The organism is Nocardioides sp., from assembly GCF_036267815.1.
Taxonomy (GTDB): Bacteria; Actinomycetota; Actinomycetes; order Propionibacteriales; family Nocardioidaceae; genus Nocardioides.
This window is the reverse complement of record NZ_DATAVI010000053.1, coordinates 1-11,755: the sequence shown is the minus strand read 5'-3', so window position 1 is coordinate 11,755 and position 11,755 is coordinate 1. Positions and strand designations below refer to the sequence as shown.

Sequence of the window (11,755 nt, the reverse complement as noted above, 5' to 3'; positions counted from 1 at the left end):
GGCCGCCGCAGCGGAGGCCGCGGACGCCGGACGCCGCGTGCTGCTGGTCGACCAGGAGCCGGAGCAGTCGCTGGGCGGCCAGGCGTTCTGGAGCCTGGGCGGGCTGTTCCTCGTCGACACCCCGGAGCAGCGCCGGATGGGGGTGCACGACAGTCACGATCATCGAGAAGGAGTTCGCACTCTCGGGCTCCGAGCAGAACCCCGACCTGACCGGCAAGGACGTGCGCCTGCTGCTCGGCCGGGTCGTCGGCGACGGCGCACCCGGCCCGGTCGAGGACTTCAAGGAGAACGGCGCCGACTTCGTCGTGGCCGACACGCTGCACGAGCTCGTGCGCGGCATGAACGAGATCGGCGGGCCCGAGCAGGGCGGAGCCGTGATCGAGGAGGCACTGCTGCGACGGCAGATCGAGGCCCGCGACCTCCAGATCGACAACCGCTACACCAAGGACACCCAGGTCGCGTTCGTCCGGCAGCACCGCGCCTACCGCGGCGACAAGCTGGTGCGGGTCGCGTCGCCGCACAAGATCCTGGACCCGAGGAACCGGCCCCTGATCGCCGTCCGGCTCAACATCGTGACCCGGAAGACGCTCGGCGGCCTGGTCACCGACCTGTCCGGGCGGTGCCTGACGGCATCCGGTGAGGTCCTCCCCGGGCTGTACGCCGCGGGTGAGGCCGCGGGCTTCGGAGGCGGCGGGATGATGGGCTACAACGCCCTGGAGGGCACCTTCCTCGGCGGCTGCCTCTTCTCCGGGCGCAGCGCGGGACGCGCCGCCGCGGCCGCGGCCGCCGGCTGACCGTCCGTCCGGAGCCTCGTCGGCGGGGCGGGCTAGCGTGGGTGCCGTGACGGACGGGCTGCGGCGAGGGTGGCGACCCGACTGGCCGGTCTCGCTCCTCGGGCTCCTCGGCGGCCTGCGTCGCGGGCCGGGCGATCCGACGTTCCGGCTGGACGGCGACCAGGTCTGGCGCGGCATCCGGGCGCCGTCCGGCCCCGCGACGCTGCGGCTCGAGGTCCGGCCGGCCGACGGAGAGGTGCTGGCGCAGGCCTGGGGGCCCGGCGCCGCGTGGGTGCTGGACGGCGTGCCGTCGCTGCTCGGCGGCGACGACGACCCGGGCGACTTCCGGGCCGACCTCCACCCGCTGGTCGCCGAGGCACACCGGCGGCGCCCGCAGGTCAGGTTCGGCGCGACGCATCTCCTCTGGGAGGCGCTGCTGCCCGCGGTCATCGAGCAGAAGGTCACCGGTCAGGAGGCCTTCGGCGGGTTCCGCCGCCTCGTCCACCGCTACGGCGAGCGAGCGCCGGGTCCGGGCCGCGAGCTGCACCTGTGGGTGCAGCCGGACCCCGCGACGGTGCGCCGGATCCCGTCGTGGGAGTGGCTCCGGCTCCACGTCGACCCGGCCCGGTCGCGGACCCTCGTGCGGGCCGCGGGCCTGGCCGACGCGCTCGGCCGGCTGACCGCGGCCGACGCCGACGCGAAGCTGCGCACCGTCCCGGGCATCGGGGAGTGGACCTCGGCCGAGGTGCGCTCACGCACCTTCGGCGACCCCGACGCCGTCCCCTTCGGTGACTACCACGTCGCCAAGGACATCGGCTGGGCCGTGACCGGCGCGCCGTACGACGACGAGCAGCTGCGCGAGTTCCTCGAGCCCTGGCGTCCCCAGCGCAACCGCGCGGTGGTCCTCATCCACGGCCTGGCCGGAGGTCGGCCTCGCCGCGGGCCCCGGATGGCCCCGCGCACCCACCTCCCCGTCCGCTGACCCGGCTCGGTCCGTCGGCGCCGTCGAGGGCGCGGTCACAGAGGAGCCGTGAGAGCAGGAGCCGTCAGGGCAGGGGCCGTCAGAGCAGGGGCCGGAGCGGGTTCAGGACGTACTCGGTGAACCGCCGGTACATGTCGCGGGCCTCCCACTCGGCCTGCGTGAGCTCGAGGCAGTTCGACTCGTCGATCCGGAAGATCTCCTCCAGCGAGGCCGCCAGCGCCGGGTCGATGATCTCGACGTTGATCTCGTAGTTGCCGGTCAGGCTGAGCCGGTCGATGTTGGCGGTGCCGACCGTCGACCACGTGCCGTCGATGGTCGCCGTCTTGGCGTGCACCATGGCGTCGCGGTAGCGAAGCACCGTGACCCCGGCGCTCAGGAGCTGGGAGAAGTAGCCCCGCGAGATCCAGTCGGAGACGACGTGGTTCGACTTGGCCGGGATGAGCAGCCGGACGTCGACCCCGCGACGAGCCGCGTCGGTCAGCGCCTCCGCGAAGTCGGGGTCGGGCAGGAAGTAGGCGGTGGTCAGCCAGATGTTCTTGCTGGCCCGGTTGATCGCCTCGAGGTACATCGACCGGATGGGGAACATCCACAGCCGCGGCACGTTCCGGTGGAACCGGATCGTCGGCTCCCACGTGGACGCCGTCTCGAGCAGCAGTGGCCGCTCGCTGGCGCGGAATCGTCGGCGCCGGTTGAGGTTCCAGAAGTCGGCGAACGCGCGCTTGAGGTCCCAGACGCCGGGCCCGGTGATGCGCACGTGGGTGTCGCGCCACTCGGTGGCGTACGCGGAGCCGATGTTGTAGCCGCCCACGAAGCCGATCGACTCGTCGACGACCAGGATCTTGCGATGGTCGCGGCCGTAGCGGCGCAGGTCGAAGGGCCGCCATCCCGCGGCGTACACGGGATAGCGCAGCACCTTGACCGCCGACGGGAACCGCTTGAAACGGGGCGAGACCACCAGGTTCGCGAACGCGTCGTAGATCAGGTAGACCTCGACCCCACGGGCCGCGGCGTCGGCGAGCGCGGCCTTGAAGCGAAGTCCGACGTCGTCGCCCTTCCAGATGTAGGTCTCCAGCAGGATCTGCCGCTGCGCACCGTCGATCGCGGCGATCATGTCGTCGAACAGCTCGGTCCCGAAGGTGTACGTCGTGACCTCGCCCTCGCCCACCACGACGGTGTCGGGAGGCGCGGTCGGGAACGACACGCCGCGGTGGCGTCCGCGCCGGCGGTAGGAGTCGACCAGGGTCATCGTGATCGCGACGAGGAACGGGGTCGCCACGATCCCCACGACGGCGCGGCGCACCATCGGCAGCCAGCGATCGGCCCTGCCACGAGACGGGGATCGGGAGCGCACCCTGTCAAACTACCGACCTGGAGCCGCCGGCTCGGAGCAACGACGCCGGTGAACGACGCGGGAGGACCGGGTGAGGACCAGGTGACGACCGTCGCGAGAGCCCTCCTCGAGATGCTCGGGCGCGCCGGCGTCGAGACGGTGCACGGGCTTCCGGGGGTGCACAACCTCGCGTTCTGGCGCGAGGCCGGACCGGGCACGCCCCGCATCGTGGTGGTGCGGCACGAGCAGACCGCGGTGTACGCCGCCGACGGGCTCGCGCGCGTCACGGGTGGCCTGGGCGCGGCCCTGACGACGACCGGTCCCGGCGCCGCCAACGCGCTGGCGGCCTTCGGCGAGGCGGCGGCCAGCCGCTCGCCGGTCGTCCTGCTGGCGACCGAGATCCCGTCCGGTCTCGCCCGCCCGGGCGTGGTGCGCGGCGTCCTGCACGAGTCGCGCGACCAGGCCGCCATGTTCGAGCCGCTGGCCAAGGCCGTCCTGCGCCCGCGCACGCCCGAGGAGGCGGTGCGCGCGGTGGCGTCGGCGGCCCGCACCGCGATGACCTCTCCGCGGGGACCCGTCTACCTCGACATCCCGGCCGACGTCCTCGACGCGGAGGTCGGGCCATCCGACGAGCTCGGGCGCGGCGTGCCCGCGCGCATCGCGCCGGCCACCGAGGCGATCGAGCGAGCGGTGCGGGCCATCGAGTCCGCTTCTCGGACCGTCATCTGGGCCGGCGGCGGCGTGGTGGAGAGCGATGCTGGTGCCGAGCTCGCCGCCCTCGCCGAGTGCCTGGGCGCGCCCGTGGTCACGACGTTCGCGGCCCGCGGCGTGCTCCCGCCCGAGCATCCCTGGCTGGTCGGGCTGCCCCCGCACGAGCCCGAGGTGGCGGCGTACCTCGGGTCCGCCGACCTGCTGCTGGTCGTCGGGTCACAGCTGGACGGCGCGTCGACCCGCAACTGGACGATGCCGAGGCCGCCCGCGCTGGTCGCCGTCAACGTCAGCGAGACCGACCTCGCCAAGAGCTACCAGCCCGACGTGGCCGTCCTCGGCGACGCGAAGCTGGTCCTGGGCGAGCTGGTGGCCCGGGTCGGACCGCGCGGGTCCGACGTCCGCGCGCTGGCGGAGCTCCGCGAACGGACGTGGGACCGCCTCCGCGCCGACGAGGCGGGAGGTCCGGCCCTGGCGTTCCTGGACGCGCTGGGGGCCGCTGTCTCGAGCGCCGGAGCGACCGTCGTCGTCGACATGGCCATCCCCGGCTACTGGTACGGCGGGTACGCCCGCGTGGAGCGGCCCCGCGGCCTGGCCTACCCGATCGGCTGGGGCACGCTCGGCTTCGCGCTGCCGGCGTCGGTCGGAGCCGCGGCGGGTGGCCGCCCGGTGCTGGCCGTCTGCGGCGACGGCGGCTTCATGTTCGCCGTGGGCGAGCTGGCCGTCCTGCGCCAGGAGAGCCTGCCGGTGACCGTCCTCGTCGTCGACGACGGCGGCTACGGCATGTTGCGCTACGACCAGGACCGCGCGGGCGACGAGCACCGCGGGGTCGACCTCTTCCGTCCCGACTTCGCAGCCCTGGCGGCGGCCTTCGAGATCCCGGCCGTCGTCGTCGGCGACGTCGAGGGTGACGGGCTCGCCGACCTGCTCCGGGAGGCGCTGGAGTCCGGCGGGCCCCGGATGGTCGTGCTCGAGCTGGCGCTGACCCCGCCGCGGACGACGTCCCCGCGGTGGCGCGACTGAGACCTCGGGCCGGTCCCGCGGGCGGGATGCCCAGGTCAGCCACTCCGCAGGCGCATGGCAGGATCGCGGGGTGTCGGCAAGCGCGAGGCGGCTCGGGAGCCGGGAGTGGTGGCGCACCGCTCGGGCGGCCAACCGGCGCTACCGCGAGGTCTTCGGGCGTCGTCCCGACCTGATCCGGGCGCGGCGCCACTCCGAGCGCATCCAGCGCGCGAAGCTCTTCCAGCGTGACCCTCGGCTGCCCGCGCTGGGCGACAAGATCGAGGCCAAGCGGCTGGTCGCCGACCTGGTGGGGGAGCAGTACGTCGTCCCCACGCTGTGGTTCGGTGAGGGCCTGCCGCCACGCTCGGAGCGGACCTGGCCGAGGCCCTTCTTCGTCAAGGCCAGCGCTGGGAGCAGCATGCAGGTGCGGGTGCCGGACGACGGGCCGCCGCGCTGGCGACGGGTCGAGCGCAAGGTCGACCGCTGGCTCGAGGAGTCGTACGGCGCGCCGGGTGCGGAGTGGCACTACGCCCTGATGCCGCGCCGGATCCTGGTCGAGCCGCATCTGGGCGACCACGACCGGCTGCCCGACGACTACAAGCTCTGGGTGTTCCACGGCCAGGTGAAGATCGTGCACTGGCTCACCGACCGCGGCACTCCGGAGTTCGGCGGTCGCTTCCTCGACCGCGACTGGACGGAGGCCTTCCGGTCGCATCGCTTCCGCACCCACGAGCGGATGCCGCACGTGCCGCGCTCCTGGGAGACCATGGTGGAGATCGCCGAGACCCTCGCCCAGGACTTCCCGTTCGTGCGGGTCGACCTCTACGAGGTGGACGGCCGGCCGATGGTCGGCGAGCTCACGTTCACACCGACCGCGGGCTTCCACCGGCTCGACCCCCCCGAGGCGGACCTGATGCTGGGGGCGTTCTGGCGCCGCTAGTCCGGCGCCGCCGGCACCTGCCGGGGAAGTCACACCTTCGTGGGGCTGTCGGCGGTGCTGTCTAGGCTGGAGTCATGCGACCTGTGACCGACCTCGAGCGCCGGGTGGCGCCGTTCGAGGTCGTCTCCGACTACCAGCCCAGCGGCGACCAGCCCGCGGCGATCGAGGAGATCGTGCGCCGCGTCAAGGGCGGGGTGCACGACGTCGTCCTGCTCGGTGCCACCGGCACCGGCAAGACCGCGACGGTGGCGTGGGTGGCCGAGCAGGTCCAGCGCCCGTTGCTGGTGCTCCAGCCCAACAAGACGCTGGCCGCGCAGTTCGCCAACGAGCTGCGCCAGCTCTTCCCGCACAACGCGGTGGAGTACTTCGTGTCGTACTACGACTACTACCAGCCCGAGGCCTACGTCCCCCAGACCGACACCTACATCGAGAAGGACTCCTCGATCAACGAGGAGGTCGAGCGGCTGCGGCACTCGGCGACCAACTCCCTGCTCACCCGCCGCGACGTGATCGTGGTCTCGACGGTCTCGTGCATCTACGGCCTCGGCACCCCGCAGGAGTACGTCGACCGGATGCTCAAGCTCAAGGTGGGCGACGAGCGCGACCGCGACTCGATCCTGCGGCGCCTGGTCGAGATCCAGTACACGCGCAACGACATGACCTTCACCCGGGGCACCTTCCGGGTGCGCGGCGACACCTTGGAGATCTTCCCGGTCTACGAGGAGCACGCCGTCCGGGTGGAGTTCTTCGGCGACGAGGTCGAGCGGCTGATGACCCTCCACCCGGTGACCGGCGAGGTGATCAGCGAGGACGACGAGCTCTACGTCTTCCCCGCCACCCACTACGTCGCCGGCCCGGAGCGGATGGAGCGGGCGATCCGCGGCATCGAGGCCGAGCTGGACGAGCGGCTGACGACCTTCGAGCGGCAGGGCAAGCTGCTGGAGGCCCAGCGGCTCCGCATGCGCACGACCTACGACGTGGAGATGATGCGGCAGGTGGGCTCGTGTGCCGGCATCGAGAACTACTCGATGCACATCGACGGCCGCGACCACGGCACGCCGCCCAACTGCCTGCTCGACTACTTCCCGGAGGACTTCGTCCTGGTCATCGACGAGTCCCACGTCGCGGTCCCGCAGGTCGGCGGGATGTACGAGGGCGACATGTCCCGCAAGCGCAACCTCGTCGACCACGGCTTCCGGCTGCCCAGCGCGATGGACAACCGACCGCTGCGCTGGGAGTAGTTCCTCGAGCGGATCGGCCAGACCATCTACCTCTCCGCCACCCCGGGCAGCTACGAGCTCGACAAGGTCCGCGGCGACGTCGTGGAGCAGATCATCCGCCCGACCGGCCTGGTGGACCCCCAGGTCGTGGTCAAGCCCACGAAGGGCCAGATCGACGACCTGATCCACGAGATCAACACCCGCGTCGAGCGCAACGAGCGGGTCCTGGTCACCACGCTGACCAAGAAGATGTCGGAGGATCTCACCGACTACCTCCTCGACGCCGGCGTGCGCACGCGCTACCTCCACTCCGAGGTCGACACCCTCAAGCGCATCGAGCTGCTGCGCGACCTGCGGCTCGGCGACTACGACGTGCTGGTCGGCATCAACCTGCTGCGCGAGGGCCTCGACCTGCCCGAGGTGTCCCTGGTCTCGATCCTCGACGCCGACAAGGAGGGCTTCCTGCGCTCCGACAAGTCGCTCATCCAGACCATCGGCCGGGCCGCGCGCAACGTGTCGGGCGAGGTCCACATGTACGCCGACAAGATCACGCCGTCGATGGAGTCGGCGATCGACGAGACCAACCGACGTCGCGAGAAGCAGGTCGCCTACAACACCGAGCGTGGGCTCGACCCGCAGCCGCTGCGCAAGAAGATCGCCGACATCACCGAGCTGCTCGCCCGGGAGGACGAGAACACCCAGGAGCTGCTCGCCACCTGGGCCGGCACCGAGGCCAAGGGCCGGGCCGGTGGGGTGAAGCCGAGACAGGGCCAGCCGGTCCCGATGCTCGGTCAGATGAGGGCCGGCGATCTCGCGGCCGACATCTCGGGCCTGCCCAGCGCCGAGCTCGCGTCGTTGATCCAGGAGCTGACCGATCAGATGCGGGCAGCGGCCGCCGAGCTCCAGTTCGAGCTGGCGGCCCGGCTGCGCGACGAGATCGGCGACCTGAAGAAGGAGCTGCGACAGATGATGGCGGCGACCCAGTAGCGGCTGGGCCTCCAAGCCGCGCCTTGAGCCGTCTCTCCGGCATGCGACCGCCACGCAGCCTGGTGTCCGTCGCGACCTTGGTGAGCTGTCGCCGCTGGAACTGGCGGCAGGCCCGCCGTACCCAGCTCCGCGACCACACCACGGCGGCGCCGTTCATCCTCGACGCGGTCGCCGAGGACCTCCTGGGGCACCTCGCCCGGATCGGCCCGGACCTCCGCTCCGCCCGCCGCGTCCTCCGCGCCTCCGAGCCTTCCGAGCCTCCGAGCCCGACCTCTAGGGTGTGGCTGGAGTCGACTGCCCGGGCTCGACGCGGCGGATGTCGGTCCAGCCTGTCCAGCCCCGTTCCTCCAGCAGCTCCAGCAGCCGTGGCGCGCACGGGAAGGACTCGAGGAAGGTCGTGTCGAGGAGCTCGACCAGCTCCGGGCTGATCGGGTGCTCGTCCTGGACCTCCGCCGCTTCGGCCTCGGCCGCGGCCGCCTCGATGAAGGCGGCGACGCGGTCGGCCAGCTCCGGCAGCCGAGGGTCGTCGGCCGCGCAGTCGGCGAGGTCGCCGACGTCGAGGTAGAGCCGACGGAGCGGCTCGTTCTCGATCTGGGCGTGCTTGATCGCCATCAGGTCGGCGGTCGCCTCCGGCATCTGGGCGGCGATGAGGATCCAGCTGTCGCGCTCCACCTCGACGAGCCGCTCGCGAAACCCGAGCTCGCGCATCCGGTCGAGGTAGGCCACGGTCTCGGGCGGCAGGGCCAGGCTCTCGCCGGCCGCCAGCCGGGCGATCCTCTCTCGGTGGAGCTGGCGCTCCCTGATCTCGGCTCGCAGGCGTCGGTCGACGTCCCGGACCGCCTCGGCGAACTCCTCCCCTCCTGCCGCGAGCAGCTCCTGGACCCGAGACAGCGGGACGCCGGCATCGGCCAGGACGCGGATCCGCACCAGCTCCACGACGGCCGCCGCGTCGTACCGGCGATACCCCGAGTGGTCGCGGTCGGGCTCGGGCAGCAGCCCCTTGGCGTGGTAGTGCCGCACGGTGCGCACCGAGACACCGGCGTACGCCGCGAGCTGGCCGATCGTCAACACGGGCCCAGTATCGGAGGGTGCACGGAACGCTCCATCTCTCGGGGCAGAAGGTCAGCCGATCGTGCGCCGGTAGGTGCGCATCGCGAGGGCGTACGCAACGAGCAGCGTCCCGACCGACCACGCAACGGCCAGCCGGCCCTCGGTGCCCACGTGCTGCTGGGCGTACAGGTCTCGGATGGTGTCGACGACGGACGTCACCGGCTGGTGCCGGGCGAACCAGCGGACCGGACCGGGCATCCCGGCCGTCGGGACGAACGCCGAGCTGATGAAGGGCAGGAAGATCAACGGGTAGGAGAACCCGCTGACCCCGTCGACCGATGTCGCGGTGAGGCCGGGGATCACCGCCAGCCAGGTCAGGGCCAGCGTGAACAGCACCAGCAGTCCCACGACGGCGAGCCAGGCGAGCACCCCCGCGCCCGATCGGAACCCCATCACCAGGGCGACGGTCACGACCAGCGCCAGCGAGACCAGGGTGGCCAGCACCGAGGTCAGCACATGGCCCCACAGGACGGCCGACCGGGCGATCGGCATGGACTGGAACCGCTCGACGATGCCGCCGGAGACGTCGGTGAACAGCCGGTAGGCCGTGTAGGAGACCCCGGACGCGACCGTGATCAGCAAGATGCCCGGCAGCAGGTAGTCGACGTACTTGCCGCCGCCGCCGGTATGGATGGCGCCGCCGAAGACGTAGACGAACAGCAGGAGCATGGCGACCGGAGTGACGGCCGTGGTGATGATGGTGTCGGGGCTACGCAGGACGTGGCGCAGCGAGCGCGTCAGCAGGACCGACGTGTCATGGACGAGGTGGCCGGACATGGGCGGGTTGCTCCTTCGGGCTAGCGCACGGCGTCGTCGTGACGCGCGTGGTTGTCGTGGTCGCCGACGATGGCGAGGAAGATGGCTTCGAGCGTCGGCTGCCTCTCGACGTACTCGACGGTGGCCGGCGGGAACAGCGCCCGCAGCTCCGCGAGGGTGCCCGAGGCGATGACCCGCCCCTCGTGGAGGATGGCGATCCGGTCGGCCAGCTGCTCGGCCTCCTCGAGGTACTGGGTCGTCAGCAGGACCGTGGTGCCTCGATCGGCGAGCTCGCGCACGCTCTTCCACACCTCGATCCGGCCCTGCGGGTCGAGGCCGGTCGTGGGCTCGTCGAGGAACAGCACCGGCGGGTCGCCCGCCAGGCTCATGGCGAGGTCGAGACGCCGGCGCATGCCGCCGGAGTACGTGCCGGCCCTCCGGCCGCCGGCATCGCTGAGTCCGAACCGGGCCAGCAGCGCGGTCGCGATCCCCCGGGCGTCGCGCAGACGTCGTAGCCGGGCGACGAGCTCGAGGTTCTCGCGCCCGGTGAGGATGTCGTCGACGGCGGCGAACTGCCCGGTCAGGCTGATCGACCCCCGGACGTCCTCCGGCTGGCCGGTGACGTCGTGCCCGTCGACCGACGCCGTGCCGCTGTCGGCCCGGAGCAGCGTGGACAGGATGCGCACCAGGGTGGTCTTGCCCGCGCCGTTGGAGCCCAGCAGCGCGAAGACGGTGCCGGTCGGGACGGTCAGGTCGACGCCCCGGAGCACCTCGGTGTCGCCGTAGGACTTGGTCAGCCCGGTGATCTCGATGGCTGTCGTCGCGGTCATGCCGAGAGTGTCGAACCCTGACGCTGCGTCAAGGTCAAGCCCCCCGCGGACCCCGAAGGAGGGTGACCTCCGTCAGCTCGCGGGAGGCCGTCGGCCCAAGCCCTGTCATAGGTTGCTGGACGTGGACGCGAAGCGGATGCAGGCCCACTGCCTCGGGAAGCCCGGAGCCTGGTCCGACAACCCCTGGGACCACCCGCACCCGGTGGTCAAGGTCGGACCGGGGGAGCGGGGCAAGATCTTCGCGTTCCTGGGTGGCAGTGGAGTCGGGGTCAAGTCAGCGCGCAGCCGGGAGGTCGCCGACGAGTGGCTCCATCGCTATCCCGGCAGCGCGTCGGTGATGGCCTACATCGGTCGCTCGGGGTGGAACGACCTCTCCTACGGCGGCGACATCCCAGACGAGGAGCTGCTCGAGGCGGTCGACGAGTCCTACCGGCTCGTCGTCGAAGGACTGCCGAGGAAGCTGCGGCCCGAGGGCTGGGACGCGTGAGCCGGTTCGGACCGGTGGCGCGGGGATGCGCAGGTGCGCTGGCACCGTGGCGAGCCATCCGGCCAGGTCAGGCCTCGTCGGGCTCCGCGTGCTCGGACGGCTCGTCCTTCTTGGGCGCCTTCGTGGACCTCGACGAGCCTGCGGACTTCGACGAGCCGGCGGGCTTGGGCGGCTCCAGCGCCCTGGCCTGCTTGCGCTCCAGCTTCTCGATCCGGGCCTCGACGATCGAGGTCTTCTGGGCGGCCACACGGACGAAGTTGCCGATGGTCGCGATCAGGACGAACGCCGGCCAGGGGAAGCCGTGTCCGGCGAAGAACCAGATCGTCCACACGATCAGGTTGGGCACCAGGAAGCCCATGAAGGCCTCGCCCAGCTTCTCGCGGTAGTAGCCGAGCGCCTGCCGCTCGAGCGAGGCACGCGAGGCCGGGCTCACGCCCGGGGCACTCGAGGCATCGGCGGTGAGGTCGCGCATGGGCGGCACCAGGTCGGCGTAGGTCTTCGCTGAGTCGACCTGCGCGGTGCGCTCGTCGAGCTCGTCGCGGTCGATCCGGCCCTCGGCGTAGGCCGAGGCGAGGATGTCGTGGACCACCGCGCGGTCGCGGTCGGAGGCCCGCAGCCCGTGGTACGCCG

10 protein-coding genes and 2 pseudogenes are annotated in these 11,755 nt (G+C 72.0%); 7 read left to right on the top strand and 5 right to left on the bottom strand.

Features of this window, described 5'->3' with window-relative positions; all coding sequences use genetic code 11:
* Positions 1 to 37 precede the first annotated feature (37 nt).
* From VHW64_RS20310 to VHW64_RS11015, 3 genes and pseudogenes are all read left to right on the top strand, one after another.
* Positions 38 to 109, top strand: a pseudogene (locus VHW64_RS20310) (hypothetical protein); the annotation flags it as partial.
* Positions 110 to 221: 112 nt separating this feature from the next.
* Positions 222 to 794, top strand: a complete 573-nt coding sequence (locus VHW64_RS11020) for an FAD-binding protein (RefSeq protein ID WP_414690481.1) — start codon at positions 222 to 224, stop codon at positions 792 to 794.
* Positions 795 to 840: 46 nt separating this feature from the next.
* Complete coding sequence (locus tag VHW64_RS11015) at positions 841 to 1,755, top strand: DNA-3-methyladenine glycosylase 2 family protein (RefSeq protein WP_329650600.1); 915 nt, start codon at positions 841 to 843, stop codon at positions 1,753 to 1,755.
* 79 nt (positions 1,756 to 1,834) lie between these two features.
* Here the strand turns inward: VHW64_RS11015 and VHW64_RS11010 are convergent, their stop codons facing one another.
* Positions 1,835 to 3,058 carry a phospholipase D-like domain-containing protein gene (locus tag VHW64_RS11010; RefSeq protein ID WP_414690480.1) on the bottom strand — a complete coding sequence of 408 codons (1,224 nt, stop codon included), beginning with the start codon at positions 3,056 to 3,058 and terminating at the stop codon, positions 1,835 to 1,837.
* A 96-nt stretch (positions 3,059 to 3,154) separates the two neighbouring features.
* On the opposite strand from VHW64_RS11010, the gene VHW64_RS11005 reads away from it, so the two are divergent.
* The 3 genes and pseudogenes from VHW64_RS11005 to uvrB all read left to right on the top strand — a co-directional run bounded on the left by VHW64_RS11005 (position 3,155) and on the right by uvrB (position 7,942).
* Entirely contained in the window at positions 3,155 to 4,816 is a 1,662-nt protein-coding gene (locus tag VHW64_RS11005; RefSeq protein ID WP_329650598.1) for a thiamine pyrophosphate-binding protein, read from the top strand.
* Between the two features lie 70 nt (positions 4,817 to 4,886).
* Complete coding sequence (locus VHW64_RS11000; protein WP_329650597.1) at positions 4,887 to 5,735, top strand: ATP-grasp fold amidoligase family protein; 849 nt, start codon at positions 4,887 to 4,889, stop codon at positions 5,733 to 5,735.
* Between the two features lie 74 nt (positions 5,736 to 5,809).
* A pseudogene (gene uvrB, locus VHW64_RS10995) lies at positions 5,810 to 7,942 on the top strand (excinuclease ABC subunit UvrB).
* 273 nt (positions 7,943 to 8,215) lie between these two features.
* Here uvrB and VHW64_RS10990 read toward each other — a convergent pair.
* The 3 genes from VHW64_RS10990 to VHW64_RS10980 are packed head-to-tail and all read right to left on the bottom strand — an operon-like array spanning position 8,216 to position 10,638.
* A complete protein-coding gene (locus VHW64_RS10990) occupies positions 8,216 to 9,013 on the bottom strand; it encodes a MerR family transcriptional regulator (RefSeq protein WP_329650596.1) in 798 nt (265 codons plus the stop codon).
* A 51-nt stretch (positions 9,014 to 9,064) separates the two neighbouring features.
* Positions 9,065 to 9,829, bottom strand: coding sequence for an ABC transporter permease (locus VHW64_RS10985; RefSeq protein WP_329650595.1), 765 nt, complete (start codon positions 9,827 to 9,829; stop codon positions 9,065 to 9,067).
* 20 nt (positions 9,830 to 9,849) lie between these two features.
* Positions 9,850 to 10,638, bottom strand: coding sequence for an ABC transporter ATP-binding protein (locus tag VHW64_RS10980; protein WP_329650594.1), 789 nt, complete (start codon positions 10,636 to 10,638; stop codon positions 9,850 to 9,852).
* Positions 10,639 to 10,759: 121 nt separating this feature from the next.
* On the opposite strand from VHW64_RS10980, the gene VHW64_RS10975 reads away from it, so the two are divergent.
* Positions 10,760 to 11,125, top strand: coding sequence for an MmcQ/YjbR family DNA-binding protein (locus VHW64_RS10975; protein ID WP_329650593.1), 366 nt, complete (start codon positions 10,760 to 10,762; stop codon positions 11,123 to 11,125).
* Between the two features lie 67 nt (positions 11,126 to 11,192).
* On the opposite strand, the gene VHW64_RS10970 is transcribed toward VHW64_RS10975, so the two are convergent.
* Positions 11,193 to 11,755, bottom strand: a 563-nt coding sequence (locus VHW64_RS10970) for a DUF1707 domain-containing protein (RefSeq protein ID WP_329650592.1), incomplete at its 5' end; no start/stop codon positions are given.